At 71.4% G+C, this 16,621-nt stretch carries 17 protein-coding genes; 8 read left to right on the top strand and 9 right to left on the bottom strand.

Translation table 11 applies throughout. From position 1 onward, the window contains the following. Positions 1-21: 21 nt before the first annotated feature. The 5 genes from FHU34_RS19915 to FHU34_RS19895 all read right to left on the bottom strand — a co-directional run bounded on the left by FHU34_RS19915 (position 22) and on the right by FHU34_RS19895 (position 5,243). Entirely contained in the window at positions 22-1,233 is a 1,212-nt protein-coding gene (locus FHU34_RS19915) for a sulfurtransferase TusA family protein (RefSeq protein ID WP_145782845.1), read from the bottom strand. Next, the gene (locus FHU34_RS19910) at positions 1,230-2,075 is read right to left on the bottom strand and encodes a phosphate/phosphite/phosphonate ABC transporter substrate-binding protein (protein ID WP_145782840.1); all 846 of its coding nucleotides are present in this window, start codon (positions 2,073-2,075) and stop codon (positions 1,230-1,232) included. The genes FHU34_RS19915 and FHU34_RS19910 overlap by 4 nt, the downstream gene beginning before the upstream one ends. Further along, positions 2,075-3,244: an acyl-CoA dehydrogenase family protein gene (locus tag FHU34_RS19905; protein WP_145782836.1), complete on the bottom strand. Its 1,170-nt coding sequence runs from the start codon at positions 3,242-3,244 to the stop codon at positions 2,075-2,077. The genes FHU34_RS19910 and FHU34_RS19905 overlap by 1 nt, the downstream gene beginning before the upstream one ends. 77 nt (positions 3,245-3,321) lie before the next feature. Then, positions 3,322-4,269, bottom strand: a complete 948-nt coding sequence (locus FHU34_RS19900; protein WP_145782831.1) for an ion transporter — start codon at positions 4,267-4,269, stop codon at positions 3,322-3,324. A 140-nt stretch (positions 4,270-4,409) separates the two neighbouring features. Beyond that, a complete protein-coding gene (locus tag FHU34_RS19895) occupies positions 4,410-5,243 on the bottom strand; it encodes an alpha/beta hydrolase (RefSeq protein WP_244311745.1) in 834 nt (277 codons plus the stop codon). A gap of 63 nt (positions 5,244-5,306) precedes the next feature. Here FHU34_RS19895 and FHU34_RS19890 point away from each other — a divergent pair, with 63 nt between their 5' ends. Both FHU34_RS19890 and FHU34_RS19885 read left to right on the top strand, forming a co-directional pair. Then, the gene (locus FHU34_RS19890) at positions 5,307-5,996 is read left to right on the top strand and encodes a TetR/AcrR family transcriptional regulator (RefSeq protein ID WP_145782822.1); all 690 of its coding nucleotides are present in this window, start codon (positions 5,307-5,309) and stop codon (positions 5,994-5,996) included. A 116-nt stretch (positions 5,997-6,112) separates the two neighbouring features. Next, a complete protein-coding gene (locus FHU34_RS19885; RefSeq protein ID WP_244311744.1) occupies positions 6,113-6,472 on the top strand; it encodes a hypothetical protein in 360 nt (119 codons plus the stop codon). A gap of 64 nt (positions 6,473-6,536) precedes the next feature. Here the strand turns inward: FHU34_RS19885 and FHU34_RS19880 are convergent, their stop codons facing one another. Beyond that, positions 6,537-7,394: an SDR family oxidoreductase gene (locus tag FHU34_RS19880; RefSeq protein ID WP_145782818.1), complete on the bottom strand. Its 858-nt coding sequence runs from the start codon at positions 7,392-7,394 to the stop codon at positions 6,537-6,539. A 96-nt stretch (positions 7,395-7,490) separates the two neighbouring features. Between FHU34_RS19880 and FHU34_RS19875 the strand changes: the two genes are divergently transcribed. Then, positions 7,491-7,886: a winged helix-turn-helix transcriptional regulator gene (locus FHU34_RS19875; RefSeq protein WP_208745182.1), complete on the top strand. Its 396-nt coding sequence runs from the start codon at positions 7,491-7,493 to the stop codon at positions 7,884-7,886. Here FHU34_RS19875 and FHU34_RS19870 read toward each other — a convergent pair. Both FHU34_RS19870 and FHU34_RS19865 read right to left on the bottom strand, forming a co-directional pair. Beyond that, positions 7,883-8,536 (bottom strand): DUF6624 domain-containing protein, encoded by a 654-nt coding sequence (locus FHU34_RS19870; protein WP_145782811.1) that lies wholly within the window; start codon positions 8,534-8,536, stop codon positions 7,883-7,885. The genes FHU34_RS19875 and FHU34_RS19870 overlap by 4 nt on opposite strands. Before the next feature lie 46 nt (positions 8,537-8,582). Beyond that, on the bottom strand, positions 8,583-9,545 hold the full coding sequence (locus FHU34_RS19865) for a helix-turn-helix transcriptional regulator (RefSeq protein ID WP_145782809.1): 963 nt from the start codon (positions 9,543-9,545) through the stop codon (positions 8,583-8,585). Positions 9,546-10,008: 463 nt separating this feature from the next. Between FHU34_RS19865 and FHU34_RS33785 the strand changes: the two genes are divergently transcribed. Further along, the gene (locus tag FHU34_RS33785; protein ID WP_244311743.1) at positions 10,009-10,635 is read left to right on the top strand and encodes a hypothetical protein; all 627 of its coding nucleotides are present in this window, start codon (positions 10,009-10,011) and stop codon (positions 10,633-10,635) included. Between the two features lie 125 nt (positions 10,636-10,760). After that, entirely contained in the window at positions 10,761-12,272 is a 1,512-nt protein-coding gene (locus FHU34_RS19855; RefSeq protein WP_145782806.1) for a CehA/McbA family metallohydrolase domain-containing protein, read from the top strand. 83 nt (positions 12,273-12,355) lie between these two features. On the opposite strand, the gene FHU34_RS19850 is transcribed toward FHU34_RS19855, so the two are convergent. Next, a complete protein-coding gene (locus FHU34_RS19850) occupies positions 12,356-12,910 on the bottom strand; it encodes a MarR family winged helix-turn-helix transcriptional regulator (protein WP_145782805.1) in 555 nt (184 codons plus the stop codon). A gap of 114 nt (positions 12,911-13,024) precedes the next feature. Between FHU34_RS19850 and FHU34_RS19845 the strand changes: the two genes are divergently transcribed. From FHU34_RS19845 to FHU34_RS19835, 3 genes are all read left to right on the top strand, one after another. Further along, positions 13,025-14,683: an LLM class flavin-dependent oxidoreductase gene (locus FHU34_RS19845; protein ID WP_145782802.1), complete on the top strand. Its 1,659-nt coding sequence runs from the start codon at positions 13,025-13,027 to the stop codon at positions 14,681-14,683. A gap of 63 nt (positions 14,684-14,746) precedes the next feature. Beyond that, positions 14,747-15,340: an ArsR/SmtB family transcription factor gene (locus FHU34_RS19840; protein ID WP_145782800.1), complete on the top strand. Its 594-nt coding sequence runs from the start codon at positions 14,747-14,749 to the stop codon at positions 15,338-15,340. Beyond that, complete coding sequence (locus FHU34_RS19835) at positions 15,337-16,602, top strand: MFS transporter (RefSeq protein ID WP_145782797.1); 1,266 nt, start codon at positions 15,337-15,339, stop codon at positions 16,600-16,602. The genes FHU34_RS19840 and FHU34_RS19835 overlap by 4 nt, the downstream gene beginning before the upstream one ends. The last annotated feature ends 19 nt before the right edge of the window (positions 16,603-16,621 follow it).

The raw sequence follows: 16,621 nt of genomic DNA, 5'->3' as shown, positions 1-16,621 counted from the left end.
CGCCGTGCGCGGGGGCCGCGCCTACATGAAGTTACGGGTGTGCAGGGCCGAGAGCGCGGCAGCCTCGTCCGGCCGGAAACCCAGGCGGACCAGCCGGCGCTGGCGGCCCTGGTCCATCGCCTGTTGCAGGGCCTGCACCCGGTCGAAGCCGGCGGCCACGTCGTCGGGATGCCATCCACCCGCGGCGAGCACCACCAGCGCGTCGAAGACGTCCGCGTTGAGGCCGGCGGTGTCGGCGAGCGCGTCGTGGCGACGGTGGATGGCCGCCCGCAGCCGGTCGCGCAGCAGCGGGTCGAGCCGTGCCTGATGCTCCAGGTGGGCCATGCCGAATACCACGTGCCGGCGCTCGTCCTGCATGGCGAGCCAGCAGATCCGGCGCGTCACCGGGTCCGGCGCGAACTGGTGCAGGAACGAGAGCAGGTCGACGAAGCTGCCCTCCCCGAGCACGGAGAGCAGGAACGAGGCCAACGCGAAGTCGGACTCCGCGACGAGCGTGAACAGCGACTGTCGACCGCCGGCGGATGACGTGCCCATTTCGCTGCCGCGCAGCAGCGCCCGCCGGCTGAAGACCTCCATGTGCCGGGCCTCGTCGGCCATCTGTACGGCGAGGAGCTGCACCACCTCCCGGAAATGCGGGTGGATGCGCCCCACGAACCGGGCCGGCACCACGAGAGCGGCCTGCTCGTTCTCGACCAGGTAGGTCATCACCTGCACCACAGCGGCCTCGACGTCGGCCGGTAACGCGAACGGGTCGTCCCACGGCACAGCGGTCTGCGGGTCCCACTGCCGTGCCGCCGCCTGGGCGTAGAGATGCGGAGCGACGTCGGCCCACACCAGGTCACGGTCGTCCAGATCGAACCGGGCCTCGGGGCCACCGGCTTCGAGCAGCGCGCCCCGGGCACCCAGCCCCCACCGCGCCGGCGGGCGGCTGCTGAGCGCCGTCGACAGGGCTGGCCCGGCCCGCTCCGCGCCGAACCAACGGTCGTCGTCCGCCGTACCCCGCACGATCACCGCGACCAGGTCGCTCCGGTCGTCACGCTCGGGCGACTCGACCCGATGGCCCCGGCCACGGCACCAGGCGGGCAGGTGTACGCGCAACGCCGGGTCGCGGCCGGAGACCGCCAACCGGCCGCCGGGCGGCAGCCCGGCCAGGGCGCGTTGCACCAGCAGGTGCGCGCCCCGGCCGAAACCCAGGTCACCGAGGTCGACCTCGGCGGCCGGTGCCGCGCTCACGGCCGGTAGTCCGAGGCCGTCACCCGCCCGTCGGGGGAGTAGAAGCCGGTGGCATCGACAGCGCCGGCCAGGGCGTCGTACCCGGTGGTCCGGCCGTCCTTCCAGGCCGTCAGCCCTTCCAGGTCGAGCAGCGGGCGCACCTGCGGATCGGCGTACGACATGCCGAGCAGCAGCGTGCCGAAGAGCCGGACCCCGGCGGACTCCGGTTCGCGGACCGTCATGTTGCAGTGGTCGTACGGTGTGGTCTGCGCGATGATCCGGGTGCCGTCGGGCGGCAGGGTGCCCTCCCGGACGAACGCCAGGTGGTTGGCGTCGATCATGCAGGCGGCGCCGACCTCCCCGGCCGTCAGGGCGCGGGCGGCGTCGCGCTCACCACCGATGTGGTCGCCGTGCAGGCCGACGCCGACGTCGAAGCGGCGTACGTCGACAGCGACGCCGGCCGCCGCGAGGTGACCCAGCGGAATCAACGTCGCCTGGGGGCTGTCCACCGCTCCGACGGCGACCGTCATCCCGGCCAGGTCCGCTGTGGTACGCACCGGTGAGTCGGCTCGGACCACCACGACCGAGGTGAGGTCCTGGTCGGTGTCGCGCATGGTCAGCGCGCGCACGCTCGTGCCCGTGGCGACCGCCAGTCGCTCGGCGCGCAGCCAGGCCAGGGGAGAGTTCCACGCCGCGTCGATCCGCCCGGCGACGAGATCCTCGACCTGCCGTTCGTAGTGCGAGTAGAGGACGAAGTCGAAGTCCAGGCCACGGCCGCGCAGCCAGGCGCGGAAACCCTCCCAGATGGTCACCACCTTGGGGTCGTACGCGACCGCTCCCATCAGGACGCCGGGCGCCGGCATCAGCGATTCGCCTCGTCGAGCAGTGGCAGACCGGTGGCGACCCGGCCGACGAAGTCGTACAGCGCGTCGGTGGTGGGTGCCATCACCCGGGCCGCGCGCGAATCGCGGAAGCGACGCTCAAGGCCCAACTCTTTGCGGAACGCGCTGCCACCGCAGAGCTGCATCGCGCCGTCGGTCACCTCGGCGACGGTCTCCCCGGCGAGCGCCTTGACCTGCAGCACGCGCAGCATCGCGTCGTCACGCCCGGTCTCCAAGGCGGTGAGGGTGTCGCCCAGGAAGGCGCGCAGCGCATGAGTGCGGATCATCAGTCGGGCGAGGTCCCGGCGGGTGACCGGCGCGTCGCGCAGGGCGGCGCCGGTGTGGGTGAGCGTCGTCGCGGTGAGGTGCCGGCCCGCCTCGGCGACCGCGCTGTCGGCGAGGCCGAGACAGAACGCGGCGTTGAGCACCAGGAACCAGGGCAGGACCGCGCCGAGCGCGGTGTCGAGCCCCGCCCCGTCGGCAGCCATCATCGCCGTCGACGGGATCCGCAGCCCGTCGGCGGTCATTGGCCGGGAGCCGTTGCCGCGCAGGCCGAGCCCGTCGAAGCTCCCGGTCACGGTCAGGCCGGCGCTGTCGGCCGGTACGAGCCACAGCGTCATCGGGCCGGCGTCGCGGGACAACGGGAGGCTCGACCAGACGTAGCTGGTGGCTTCGCCGGCCGAGGTGACCCAGCTCTTGCGGGCGTCGAGGCGGACGCTGTCCTCGTCGGTGGCGGTGGCGGTGCCGGTCGGTGACCAGAAGTGGCTGCGTGACCCGTACTCGGAGAAGGCCAGGGTGGTGAGGTGGCCGCCGGTCGCGATGGCCGCGCGGACCTCGCGCGGGCCGTGCGCCTCGATCACCGCGGTCGCCGCGTAGTGCATGAGCACCACCATCGCTGTGGAGCCGCACTCGGCGGCCAGCCGCTCGACGACCTCGGCGACCGTCCGCATGCCGTGGCCGGCGCCGCCGACCTCGGTGGAGGAGGCCAGACCGAGCAGGCCGGCCGCGCCGAGGGCGTCGACACCCGACCGGGGGAAGACGCCCTCCCGGTCGACCGACGCCGCCTGCGGCCGGATCACCTCGTCGATGACGGCGCCGAGCGTGTCGGCGACGTCGGGGGTGGACTGGGCATTGTCGACAGTGGACGTCATGCTGGTGCCCCTTCGGCCGAAGCGGTGGGACCGCGGCCGACACTATCCGAACCGGAGTACGCAGCGCGAGTGTCGGATCACCGTCTGGTGCGGGTGCCGTCCCGGTGCGGCCGGCCGTGCCCGTCCTCCCGGTCGATCCGCAACTCCCGCTCCAACTCGGCGATGACCGCCCGCAGGTCGTCCAGCCGTTGGGTCAGCGCGATGCGGTCCACCTCGTCCGGTACGCCGTCGCCGTCCTCGTCGTAGTCGGGGGCCAACCGCTCGGTCATCTCCAACCGGCGTGCCTCCTCCATCGAGTTGACGATGACGGCGATGAGGATGTTGAGCAGCAGGTTGACGGTGATGACGACGTAGCTGACGTAGTAGAGCAGCGTCCACGGCGAGATGGCCATGCCCTGCTCGATGAGGTCCGGCAGCGTCTCCAGCGACAGCAGCACGAACAATGTCAGCAACGACCGGCCGATGTCGCCGTACTCCTCCGGATACCTGTTGCCGAAGATCAACCAGCCGGCCATGCCGTACACGTAGAGCGTCACCACCGCCAGGGCGAGGAAGCCGGTGACGCCCGGCAGGCTGCGCCACAGCGCGGAGACGATGGTCCGCAGACCCGGCGAGAACCGCACCAGCCGCACCATGCGGGCGACCCGCACGACCCGCAGCAGTGCCGGATCGCCGTGCAGGCCCGGTATGAAGATGGCGGCGATCACCACGAAGTCGAAGACGTTCCAGCCGTGCCGGAAGAAGTCCTGTGGACGCCTGCCGTACGCAGCGAGTCGGACACCGATCTCGACGACGAAGACGGCGCGGAAGAACAACTCCAGCCAGTGCAGTGCCGTGCCGGCCGGGCTGAGGTCGTCGTAGGTCTCCAGGCCGAGCACTATCCCGTTGGCGAGGATGACCACGACGATGGCGATCTCGAAGGGGCGCGACCGGGAGAGTCGGGCGCAGCGGGCGGCCCAACCGGATCGGTGGGGTGGGACTGTGGCCGGCCCGCCTCGCTGGGCGGGCGCGGGTGCGTCGCTCACCAGCCGGCCGGCTCGATCGGGCGCGCCGGGGCCGTGGCGTGGGCCCACCTCCGGCCGTCGTCGTGGCGGTGCGGCTGGTGTGCGGGCATGCCCACCAGCCTAGCCAAGATCCATGACGGTGTGCGATCGTGCGCCGCTCGTCAGTGACGCGCCCGCTCCGGCGTGACCGGCGCTGCGAAGAACTCAACGAGCGGGTCGACGATCCTCGGGTGCGCCCGGTTGATGGCGTCGTGGCCGCTGCGCGCGATCGTCAGCGTCCGGGCGCGCGGCAGGGCACGGGCCAGCGCCGCGTTCTGGTCGACGTAGTAGGGCGGACCGTCGGCGCCGCAGGCCAGCAGCACCTCGGCGCTCACCCCGGCCCACCGGGTGGCCGGCCCGTCGTGCGCCAGGATCAGCGCCGTCTCCTCCAATGTGGTCGGTAGCAGGTCACCCATGGTCCGGCCGATCGGCGTCCGCAGGAAGGCGCGGATGATCGCGGTCCGGACGCCGAGCGGGAGTCGTCCCGCTGCCATGTGCGAGTTGATCCCCGCGGTCGTGATGGCGAGACTCTTGGCGGTGTCACCGGCCTCCGCTGCCGCCCGCGCGGCCGGCAGCCACGCCGACGGGAAGCTGCCGTCGATCGAGATCGCGGCGTCGTAGAGGGCGAGCCGGTCGATCGGCAGTCGACGTGCGGCTTCGAGCGCCAGGAAACCTCCGCTGCTGTGGCCGATGACGTTGCCCGACCCGGTGTGCTCCAGCACGACGGCGAGGTCGTCGACCTCCTGGTCCGCGGTGTAGGGCATCGGCCTCGGTGGCGCGTCGGCCCGCCCCCGCCGGTTGTAGAGGTGCACGGTGAACCGGTCGGCGAGCGCCCGGGCCAGCCGTCGGTAGACGTCGATGGTCGTGCCGCCGCCGTGCACCACGACGATCCCCGGCTCCACCCCCGTGGAGTGCAGCACGATCGTCGCGCCGTCCCGTGCCCTGACCTGCTCCATGGTCGCCCACCCTTCCGACACCGACAACAACTGCGAACGACGTTTGCAGTTTACAGTAGATCGGTGAGCGACGCACCCGCCAGTGCCGGCCCCGACCGGCAGCCGATCTGGAGCAGGCCCGAACGCGGCACCCGTGGCCCCACCCCGGCGCACAGTCGGGACGCCATCGTCGTGGCCGCCATTGCCCTGGCCGACGCCGAAGGGCTGGCCGCGGTGTCGATGCGCGCCGTGGCGGGCGCGCTCGGCACGGGGGCTGGATCCCTCTACCGGTACCTGTCGTCCCGCGACGACCTGCTCGACCTGATGACCGACCGGGCGGTGGGGGAGTTGCGCCCGTACCCGCAGGTGGACGGCGGCTGGTTGGACACGATGGTGCTGCTGGGACGTCGACAGTTGGCGCTGTTCGGCGCCCACCCGTGGCTGCTCGACGTGATCCACCGGCCGTCCGGGGTCGGCCCGGAGAGCCTGGCCTGGTTCGACAACTGCATCCGGATCCTGGAGCCCGTACGCTGTCCCGCCGCGGCCAAGTTCGAGGCCATCGCGATGATGACCGGCGTGGTGAGCCTCTTCGCCCGTCGCGAGACCGCCGCCGGGGCGTTCAGCCTCTCCGGGGTCGATCTCACGGCGTACCCGCACCTGGTTGCGGCGTTCGGTCAGCCCTCCGGGCCGGCGCCCCGGGCCGACCTCGTCGAGCGGACCCTGCGTGGTCTGCTGACCGGTCTGCTGCTCCCCGGGTCGACCGAGGCGGGCTGACCTGATCGACGTACCGGTGGTGTCAGTCGACCCACGGCGAGGACGGCTGGTCTAGGTTCGCGTTGGTGGTCGGGGCTGGTCGACGTGGTCCCGCGTCAGCTGCGGAGAGGTGCGGGATGTCCGATCCTGATCTGGTCGACCTGCGAAAACGTGCCGGCAACGGTGACCGGGACGCCGTGGACCAGCTCGTCGAGCTCGCCACCGAACGCGGTGACCTCGCCGAGCTGCGTCAGCTCGCCGAGAACGGCAACGCCGACGCGGCCGCTCAGCTGGTCGAACTCGCCACCGAACGCGGCGACACGGCCGAACTGCGGCGTCTCGCCGACCAGGGCGACCGGGATGCGGCCGACCAGCTCGTCGAGCTGGCGGCAGAGCGGGCGGACGTCGGCGAGCTGCGGCGTCTCGCCGACGGCGGGAATCGGGACGCGGCCGACGTGTTGGCCGAGCTCACCGAGGAGCAGGACGAGGGCGAGTAGGCCCGGGCGGGCGACCGGGCGTCTGCCCGTCACCCGCCCGGAATCAGCGTGGACGACGATCAGGTCAGGCCTGCGCGGCCCGGATGGCGTCACGCAGCGGGGTGCTCGGCCGCCCGATCAGCCGGCTGAGGTCGTCGCTGTCGGTCACCAGCTCGCCGATGGCGATCGAGTGGTCGAGTGCGGCGACGAATCCGGCCGTGCCCGCGTCGAGGCCGACGTTCTCCAGAGCCGAGGCCAGCTCGGCGGCGGACAGGTCCCGGTGGGCGATCGGGGTGCCGGTCACCTCCGTGACGGCCTCGGCGAGCTCGTCGAAGGTGAACGAGGTGCCGCCCAGCTCGTAGACGGCGTTGCCGGCCTCCTCGCGGGTCAGCGCGGCCACCGCGGCAGCCGCGTAGTCGGCCCGGGTCGCGGCAGAGATCTTGCTGCCGCCGGTGGCGCCGAGGATGGTGCCGGACCCCAGGTACTGCGGCAGCTGGTCGGTGTAGTTCTCGGTGTACCAGCCGTTCCGCAGAACGGTGTAGGTCAGGCCGGATGCGGCGAGGACCTCCTCGGTGGCCTTGTGCTCGGGGGCGAGGGGGTTTGTGGTGGTGTCCGCCTTCAGGATGCTGGTGTAGACCAGCCGTTCGACCCCGGCGAGCTTGGCGGCGTCGATGACCGCGGTGTGCTGCGGGACGCGCTGACCGGGGGTGTCGCCGGAGATGAGCAGCAGACGGCGTACGCCGGCCACGGCGCCGGGCAGGGTCGACGGGTCGTCGTAGTTCGCCTTGCGGATCTCGACCCCGCGCGCGGCCAGGTCGGCGGCCTTCTCCGGGCTGCGGACGACGGCGGCGATCTCGGCGGCCGGTACGCCGCTGTCGAGCAACTGCCCGATCACCAGGCGGCCCAGGCGGCCGGTGGCCCCGGTCACGGCGTAGGTGGGCATGGGAACCTCCGATGAGTGGTGTCAATTCTGCATGCACTTACGAATCTACAGCACTATCGCTGAGTAACCGTAAGGTAGGCTGGTGAGGTGAGCGACATGCCCGCCCAGGACCCGGCGGGGCCTACCCAGGAATTCGTCAGCGATGTCTTCGCCCGGGGGTGCACCTCCCGGGCGGCCTTCGAGGACGTGACCTCGAAGTGGGCCTCGCTGGCGCTGTTGGCGCTCGGCGAGGGTCGCTACCGGTTCAACGCCCTACGCCGCCGGATCGACGGGGTCAGCGAGCGGATGCTCTCCCAGACCCTGCAGACACTCGAACGGGACGGAATGCTGACCCGCGAGGTGCTCACCGCGATCCCGCCCCGTGTCGAATACTCGCTGACGCCCCTCGGCGCTCAGGTCGCCGAACAGCTACGCGGCCTCGCCGACCTGCTGGAGGCCTCGGTGCCCGAGGTGCAGGCCGCCCGCGACACCCGCGAGCGCGACCGGAGCTAGGGCGTGCCCTGGTTGTCCTGCGCGCAGATCGTGGTCATCTCGGCCAGGTAGCTGGCCAGGGTGGGCAGACCCGCCTCGGCCCGACGCCGTTCGACACCCGGCTCGTCCGCGATCGGAGTCGTCGGGGAGGGGCCGTCCGGACCGCACTGGACCTGTGTGCCGTACACCTGGGGCTCGCCCTTGCCCACCGCGACCCGGTCCTCGAGATAGGCCAGGTTGCCCGGCGACGCCTGGCGGCTGGCGACCGCCGTGCGCAGCAGGCCCAGGGCCTCCAGTTGGAAGGCCGGGTCCAGGTCGGAGTGTTGGGCGATGGCCCACGCGGCGTTGGCGCCGTCTTCGCCGACCTGCGCGAAGGTCGGCCAGCCGTGGGTGCTGATGATGTCCTTCAACCGTGCGGTGCGGGCCTGGTCGGACTCGGTCTGTGGCGTGCCCCCGCGGTCGGCCTGGTCACGGTCCAGCATCGCGACCAACTCGTCGTGCAGCGCCTTGTCGAAGGCGGCGGGGGAGCGGACGGCCGCGGACGGGGCTGCGCCGGTAGGTGCCGTCGGCGCACCGGTCGGCGGGTCGACGGTCGGGTTCGACGAGGTGCCGCAGCCGGCGAGGGCCATCAGTGTCACCAGCGACACCGCGACCTGCGGGGGGACCCTCACATCGATGATTGTCGTCCGGCTCTGGTCGGCTCACAAGGTCCAGCCTTCAGGCGTGCAGCGTCTCGCGCGGCGGTACGCCGTAGCTCGCGTGGTAGCGGGCCGTGAACCTGCTGTGGCTGGCGAAGCCCCACCGACTGGCGATCGCCGAGACGGTCTCCTGGTGGGGATCGGCCCGCACCAGGTCGTGGTGCGCCCGGTCGAGGCGGATTCGCCGCAGGTACGCCGTCGGCGTGGTGCCGAGGTGGCGGCGGAAGGCGAGTTGCACCGCCCGCAGGGAGACCCGGGCCGCGGCGGCGATGTCGGCGGCGCTGATGTCCTGGTCGGCGTGCTCCTCCAGGAATGTGATGGCCCGCCGCAGCGTGGTGGTGCTGGCGTCGTGCCGGTCACCGATGGTCGGTTCGGTGAGGGCGGTGTTGGGGAAGACGGTGAGCGCCGCCGCGGCGAGCATGCGCGCGGCGTTGCCGATCACCAGTGGTTGCGCCCCGGCGGCCGGGCTGTTCAGCACCACGCCACTGACGAAGCTGGTGGTGTTGCGCCACTGGCGGGCCAGTGCCGCGCTGGCGGGGCCCAGGTCGGTGAATCGGATCGGACCGGGCCGCCGGGTCGGCGCGGTGGTGGCCACTTGCGCCAGGACAGACAGGTCCAGCACGCAGAGTTCCACCTCACCGGGATGCCACTGGACGCGGCACGGCTCCTCCGGCCTGGTGACGAGGAAGACGTCGCCAGGCCCGAAACGGTCGGCCGGTCCGTGGCAGGCGCGATCGACGCGGGCGGTTCGGGTGCGGCCGACGACCAGACCGCGGAGGCTGCTGGCGTCGATGTCGAGATGCCCGTTCTGGCCGGTGGTCGCGATGGCGAACGGCCCGGCGTCGACGCGGTGATGACTGAGTTGGTAACCGTTCCTGCTCTGGACACGCAGTTTCGGGTCGTACGTCCTGGACAGGAACTGGTGGATGGCCACCGGGTCGTGGCTGTCGAACTGGTGTGTCTGCACTGGTGTTGACGTCATCCGCTGCTGCCTCCGTCCGGTGCGGGTGCCGCCGGTGGACGAAACGGTGCCGGCGGCGGGATCGGGACGTGCCGGGGTGTTCGGCGGTGACCCGGCACGTCATGGCCGGCGGTGCGGTGGATGAAACGTCGCGAGCGGGACGGCAGCGACCGGTCGTGGCGTCGGAAGTGGCCTGACCGTAGGGCGGCTTGGGGGCGCAATATCTGTCGATGGGAATATCACCATACGACAACGGCAGCTGCGCCGTCCCGCGAATCGTTGACGCGTGTCGGCAGGCCGACTTCGCTTTTTGACTAACGCCTGACGTCGTTCTACGCCTGCTGTCCTAGCCGCCCGTGCGGCCGACAACGAAATGTTATTCACGATCACCCCGGGCGGTCGCCTGACGAATGGGCCACCGCCCGTGGATCGGCCCACGGAGGGATGAGCGTTGGACAGTACTGACCCTGAACGCGTCGTTCGGTTGGCAGTGGCCGAAGCGCTGGCCCGGGTGGCCGACGAGGACAGCCTGGGACTGGGCGAGGGCGACGCGGTGCAGCGACTCGGCGGTGCTCTGCGCGAGGTGCTGCGCCGCGCGCTCGACGACCGGGTGCCCCTGACCACGCCGGACTTCGTCGACCTGTGCCGCGAACTGCGTCTCCACCGCGACGCCTTCGACCTGCTGGGGCACTATCTGATGACCGCGTTGCTGGCCCAGCACGTCGGGCCGGACGCGCTCATCCGCGTCGGAGTGCTCCTCGGCACCGTCGGGCGCTACCTTCCCGGTGCCCGCCCGACGCACCGCAACGCGGGCCCCGCGACGCGGCGACGCGACGTGCGTTCGGACAACAGCGTCGTCGGCCGGTACCGCCGGGTGAAACTGCCGGAGCACCTTCCCAGCCCGCCGAGCTGGACCTGCACCGGATGTGGTCGGGAGTGGCCCTGCGCCACGAAGCAGAGCCAGCTGCTCGCCGAGTTCGGTGGAGCTCGCGCCGCCCTCGCGGTCTACCTCGGCTCCTGCCTCGTCGCCGCAGCCCAGGACCTGCCCATGCTGCCCCTGCCCCGGGTGCGGCACCGGTTCCTGGGCTGGCTGCCCCGCGCCCGGATCTGACGGCTGGCACCCTGACTGGGCAGGGTGTTCATCGTGGACACGCATTCCGTACGGCGGGCGTTCACCGCGCTCTTCAAGGCTCCTTGATCGAAAGAGCAATCGCTTGATCGAGGAGAGGCTCTCACGTGAGAGACAAGCAAGCCGAAGAGACCGAGCAGGCGCAGTTGTCACGGCGCAAGCTGGTCAAGTACGCGGGCGTCGGGGCGACGCTGGCTGCGGCCAGCCCTCTGGTCGGTGCCAGCGCGGCGTGGGCCGACGAGGACCGCAGGCCGGGCGACGACGACAAGGACGACCGGGGCAACTCGAAGAACCGGGCGTGGCGGGCCGGCGATCACCACATCCACTCCGAGTACAGCGGCGAGTTCGACACCACGAAATCACCGATCGTCTTCCACAAGGGCGCGGACGCGGTCTACCCGATCGTCACCAACGCCATCATGGCGAAGAACTTCGGCCTGACCTGGGCGATGTGCACCGACCACGGTGGACCGACCCACTCGAAGGTGAACATCGAGCAGGCGTACCCGGACCTGCTGCGGTCGCGCAAGCTGGTCCCCGAGGTGCTCCAGTTCTGGGGGATGGAGTTCGACGCGCCGTCGCTGGACCACCACACGCTGATGATCCCGCGTCACGACGACGAGGCGAAGCAGCTCTTCGAGCTGGAGAGCCGGTTCGCCAAGTACGACGCGTTCCCCACCGACCCGGCCCGGGACACCGAGGCGAAGATGGTGGAGTTCCTCAAGGTGGCCCGGGGCATGCCGCACAAGCCACTGGTGATCGCCCACCACGCGTCCCGTTCGGCGCCCGGCCTCGGCGTCTACGGCCAGGACACCCCGCGCGAGTTCCGCAACGGCAACAACGCCGCGCCGGACGTCTACATCGGCTTCGAGGGCGCGCCCGGCCACCAGGCCGGCCCGCTCAACGGCGGCAAGCGCGGCGGGTACGGCAACCACCCGACCTACGGCGGCTTCGACCAGATGACCGCGCGGGTCGGCGGGCTGTGGGACTCGCTGCTCGGCGAGGGCCGGCGCTGGTGGATCACCGCGACGTCGGACTCGCACGTGCACTGGACCCGCGGTGGCTCCGACTTCTGGCCGGGCGAGTACAGCAAGACGTACGTGCACGCCCGTCAGGACTACGGCGACATCATGGACGGTCTGCGTAACGGCCGGATCTGGGTCACCACCGGTGACCTGATCCGCAGCCTCGACGTCACCGCCACGTCACAGGGCAAGACTGCCGAGGTGGGTCAGACCATCACGGTCAGCCGTCGGAGCCGTACCGACGTCGAGATCGAGATCACGTTCCGTCCGCTGGGCGGTGTGAACGCGAACGGGGACCGCCCCGAGGTCCGCCGGGTCGACCTGATCGTCGGCCAGATCACCGGCCCGAGCGCCAGCCTGGACGCCGACACCAACCCCACCACCACTGTGGCGGCCCGGTTCGGCCCGCGGGACTGGCGTCGGCACGGCGACAGCTACGTCATCCGACACACCCTGCGCAACGTCGAGGCCGACACCTACGCGCGGGTTCGCGGCACCAGCACGGACGAGGCCGAGCCGCTCGCCGACGGGCTGGAAAGCCCGTGGGACGACCTGTGGTTCTACTCGAACCCGGTGTTCGTGCACGTGCGCTGACCAGCGCGGTAGCGGTAACGCGGGTGCGGTCGGTGCCGCTCGACGGAGGACTGTCGAGCGGCGCCCACCCGCTGTGGCGGGAGTCAGCCGCGGCGGCGTGCTCGGGCGTCCGGCCGGTCCGTCGGCACCGCCGGGCCAGGATGCACCTGCGTCACCACCTCGCAGAGATCACGCAGCGGGTCCGCCGCCTGGGCCGAGCAGGCGACCCGTTGAAGCAGGGCCCGCAGCGTCGCCGCGTCGGCCGGCGTGAGCGCACCCAGCAGGTGCGACTCGACCTGCCGTAGCGCGGAGCGCCGCTTCTCCCAGGCCGCGCGGCCGGCGTCGGTGACGTCGATCAACCGGTTGCGTCGGTCTGCCGGGTCCGCCCGACGCGCGACGAACCCGGGCCGCTCCAGGTCGTCGATGAGGTACGTCAGGACGGTGCGGTCGAGGCCGAGTTCCTCGGCGATCGCCCCCTGGTTGCGGGCTGGCCCGTTGATCGCGGCGGTGAGCACCTGGTAGCCGCGTGGGCCGCCGGGGAAGTCGGTGAGCGCGTGGTCGGCTGCCCGGACGTAGCCACGGAAGACGATCCCGAGCATCCAGCCCAGGTCGTCGTCGAGAGGATCGGGCCGGTCCGGCCGGTGGGTGGCACCCGTCATGCCTCGACAGTAGCGCAGTGACGCAGACCTTGTTGGCAGAAGATGTTCTGACTGGCATAAGGTTTAGGTCGTGGCGCATCGTCCGACGCGTCGTGTGAATCGGGAGGCTCGCAGATGAGCGACTACGGCCATGACCTGGTCTTCGGATCCTTCGTCACCCCTGGTGCCGGCGATCCGGACCGCACGGTCGGCCTCGCCGTCCTGACCGAGCAGGTCGGTCTGGACCTCGTCACCTTCCAGGACCACCCGTACCAGCCGGCGTTCCTCGACACCTGGACGTTGCTCAGCTTCGTGGCGGCCCGCACCAACCGGGTGCACCTGGCGGCGAACGTGACGAACCTGCCGCTGCGCCCACCGGCGGTGCTCGCCCGCAGCGTGGCCAGCCTGGACCTGCTCAGCGACGGCCGGATCACCCTCGGCCTCGGCGCGGGAGCGTTCTGGGACGCCATCGAGGCGATGGGCGGCCGACGGCTGACCCCCGGCCAGGGCGTACGCGCGCTGGAGGAAGCCATCGAGATCATCCGGCAGATGTGGGACACCGAGACCCGCGGTGGTGTTCGTGTCGACGGCGAGTTCTACCGGGTGGTGGGCGCCAAGCGCGGTCCGGCTCCGGCGCACCCGGTGCCGGTCTGGCTGGGCGCGTACAAGCCCCGGATGCTGCAGCTCACCGGACGACGGGCCGATGGTTGGTTGCCCACGCTGGGCTACCTCCAGCCGGGTGACCTCACCAAGGGCAACGCGATCATCGACGACGCCGCGCAGGAGGCCGGCCGGTCCCCCCGGGACGTGCGCCGGCTACTCAACGTCGCCGGCCAGTTCTCGGCCGTCGGTCGTGGCCCGTTGAACGGGCCCGCCGAGCAGTGGGTGCAGGAGTTGGCCGAGTTGGCCCTGGGTGAGGGCGTGAGCGCCTTCATCCTCGCCGGCGACGACCCCGACGACCTGCGCCGCTTCGCGGGTGAGGTCGCCCCCGCCGTCCGCGAGTTGGTCGCGGCCGAACGTGACCGTGGTGTGGCCGAGCGCCCCCAGGGCACGGCCGAACGCGACCCTGGCACGGTCGAACGCGCCCAGAGCACGGCGGAGGGCGACCGCGGCGCGGCAGCGGGCGACCGGGGAGCGGCAGCGGAGCCGGTTGCCGCCCCTGCGGTACGGCCGAGTCGCGCGTCAGCGAACGGCGGCGCGTTCGCGGTGGTGCCGACCCCCGACGACGGCGTACGGCGTAGCGACCAGCAGGTCTGGGACGAGTCGACCCGGCCGACCGGGCCGGCGCCCGACCCGGATCGCACCTACACGCCGCAGGAGCAGGCCACCGGTGCGCATCTGGTGCAGATCCACGATGGGCTGCGTGCCGAGCTGGCCCAGATCCACGACCTGATCGAACAGGTCGCGGCCGGTGAGATCGATGCCGGCGCGGCACGGTCGCACATCAACACGATGACCATGCGGCAGAACCGGTGGACGCTCGGCGTCTACTGCGAGTCGTACTGCCGCATCGTCACCACCCACCACACGATCGAGGACCAGTCGTTCTTCCCTCGGCTGCGGGCGCGTGACCCGCGGCTCGGCCCGGTCGTGGACCGGCTGGAGCAGGAGCACCACGTCATCCACGACGTGTTGGAGGGTGTCGACCGAGCCCTGGTGGCGTACGTCGGGTCGCCGGACGGGCTCGCCGACCTGCGGGCGGCGGTGGACCTGCTGACCGACGCCCTGCTGTCGCACCTCAGCTACGAGGAGCGTGAGCTGGTCGAGCCGTTGGCCCGGCTGGGCGTCGCCTGATCGTCGTGGTCGGTCGCGCACGGAGGGGTTGCCGGGGTAAACCTGAGAGAGTACTTTCGAAACATGTCTCTCAAGAATCCGTACGGGGACTTCGAGATCAACGAGCCGCAGGCGCTGCGGGCGTTGGCCCACCCCGTCCGGCTGGCCATCCTCGAACACCTCCAGCGGGAGGGCCCGGCCACCGCGACCGGGCTCTCGCCGCACGTCGGCGCCACACCGTCGGTGGTCAGCTGGCACCTGCGGCACCTCGCGACGTTCGGCCTGGTCACCGACTGGGACGGTGCCGCCAGCAAGCGGGAACGCTGGTGGCAGGCGGCGGCCCGTGGTTTCCGCTTCGTCCTGCCCGACGACGCCGAGGGGCAGGCCGCCGGCCGGCAACTGCGCGGCGAGATGTTCGCCCGGCGGGCCGAGGTGCCCCAGCAGTGGCTGCTGAACGACGAACCCCGACTCGACGCCGAGTGGCGCGGGCTGGCCGGTGTCGCCGACACCCGATTCGTGGCCACCGCCGACGAGCTGCGGCAGTTGGAGGAGTCGATCGAGGAGCTGCTCGCTCCGTACGTGCGGCGCAAGGAGGAGTCGGCCCCGGACGGCGCGCGAATCGTCCGGATGCTGCGTTACCTCCTGCCCGAGTCCGGCGACGACCAGGCCGAGTCATGACCGCCACCACCGCCGCTGTCACCGACCCCTCGCCGCCTCTGCACCGCGACCGACGGTTCCGCACCTTCTGGGCCGGCGAGACGATCTCCCAGTTCGGCGATCGGGTCAGCGAACTGGCGCTGCCGCTGATCGCCGTCTCCCTGCTCACCGCGACGCCCGTGCAGGTCAGCGTCCTCACCGCGCTGATCTGGCTGCCCAACCTGCTGGGCCTGTTCCTCGGCGCCTGGGTGGACCAGCGCACCCACAAACGCCGGCTTCTGATCATCGCGGACCTGGTCCGCGCGGCGGTGCTGCTCAGCCTGCCGGTGGCGTACCTGTTCGACGCGATCACCCTTGCCCAGCTCTACCTGGTGGCACTGCTCACCGGCTTCGGCGCGGTGCTGTTCGCCATGGCGCGTCAGGCCTTCTTCGTCGCCCTGGTGCCCCGATCGGCGTACGTGGACGCGAACAGCAAGCTGAGCATGAGCCGATCGCTGTCCTTCATCGCTGGCCCTGCCGTCGGCGGTGGGCTGGTCCAGGCGCTCAGCGCGCCGGTCGCGATCCTCGTCGACGCGGTGTCGTTCCTCGGCTCGGCGTTGCTGCTGCGCCGCATCCCGGTGACGGAGTCGCCTCCGCCGCCGCGCCAAACGTCCACTCTCGGTCTGGTCCGCGAAGGGCTCGTGCTGGTGCTGCGGCACCCGGTGCTGCGGGCGGCCCTCGGCTGCACCAGTACCGTCAACTTCTTCACCTTCATCGCCACCGCGCTGCTGGTGCTCTACGCCAGCCGGGACCTCGACCTGTCGGCCGGCGCGATCGGCGTCGCCCTCGGGTTCGGCGCGCTCGGAGGCCTCGCCGGCGCGGGGCTCGCCCCACGGATCTCCCGCTCCATCGGGTTGGGGCGTACCGCCATGATCGGCGCGGTGCTCTTTCCCGCACCGCTGGCACTGACCGCACTGGTGACGGGCCCCACCTGGACGAAGGTGGCCATGCTGGCGGCCATCGAGCTGGTCTCCAGCATCGGTGTGATGCTGATGGACGTCAACCTGAACGCCCTGCTCACCGCCGTGACACCCGAGGAGGCGCTAGGACGCCGTGCCGGGGCGTACAGCGCCGTCAACTACGGCATCCGACCGATCGGCGCGTTGGTCGGTGGCGCGCTGGGCACCACCATCGGGCTGCGACCCACTTTGGCCATCGCCGGGCTGGGTGGCATGCTCGCCGTGCTCTGGCTGGTCGCGTCGCCGGTGCGCCACATCAGAACCCTGGACGACCAGACTGCTTGACCCGGCACACCCCGAGGGT

Source organism: Micromonospora taraxaci, assembly GCF_007830095.1.
GTDB lineage: Bacteria > Actinomycetota > Actinomycetes > Mycobacteriales > Micromonosporaceae > Micromonospora > Micromonospora taraxaci.
The sequence above is the reverse complement of the archived record's forward strand: the minus strand, read 5'-3'. Positions and strand labels throughout refer to the sequence as shown.

What these genes read in the sequence shown, in the direction of transcription:
- FHU34_RS19910 (WP_145782840.1), bottom strand. Translation starts at nt 2,075, where the DNA reads ATGCCGGCGCCCGGCGTCCTGATGGGAGCGGTCGCGTACGACCCCAAG.
- FHU34_RS19905 (WP_145782836.1), bottom strand. Translation starts at nt 3,244, where the DNA reads ATGACGTCCACTGTCGACAATGCCCAGTCCACCCCCGACGTCGCCGAC.
- FHU34_RS19895 (WP_244311745.1), bottom strand. Translation starts at nt 5,243, where the DNA reads ATGGAGCAGGTCAGGGCACGGGACGGCGCGACGATCGTGCTGCACTCC.
- FHU34_RS19885 (WP_244311744.1), top strand. Translation starts at nt 6,113, where the DNA reads ATGTCCGATCCTGATCTGGTCGACCTGCGAAAACGTGCCGGCAACGGT.
- FHU34_RS19880 (WP_145782818.1), bottom strand. Translation starts at nt 7,394, where the DNA reads ATGCCCACCTACGCCGTGACCGGGGCCACCGGCCGCCTGGGCCGCCTG.
- FHU34_RS19875 (WP_208745182.1), top strand. Translation starts at nt 7,491, where the DNA reads ATGCCCGCCCAGGACCCGGCGGGGCCTACCCAGGAATTCGTCAGCGAT.
- FHU34_RS19865 (WP_145782809.1), bottom strand. Translation starts at nt 9,545, where the DNA reads ATGACGTCAACACCAGTGCAGACACACCAGTTCGACAGCCACGACCCG.
- FHU34_RS19850 (WP_145782805.1), bottom strand. Translation starts at nt 12,910, where the DNA reads ATGACGGGTGCCACCCACCGGCCGGACCGGCCCGATCCTCTCGACGAC.
- FHU34_RS19845 (WP_145782802.1), top strand. Translation starts at nt 13,025, where the DNA reads ATGAGCGACTACGGCCATGACCTGGTCTTCGGATCCTTCGTCACCCCT.
- FHU34_RS19840 (WP_145782800.1), top strand. Translation starts at nt 14,747, where the DNA reads ATGTCTCTCAAGAATCCGTACGGGGACTTCGAGATCAACGAGCCGCAG.
- FHU34_RS19835 (WP_145782797.1), top strand. Translation starts at nt 15,337, where the DNA reads ATGACCGCCACCACCGCCGCTGTCACCGACCCCTCGCCGCCTCTGCAC.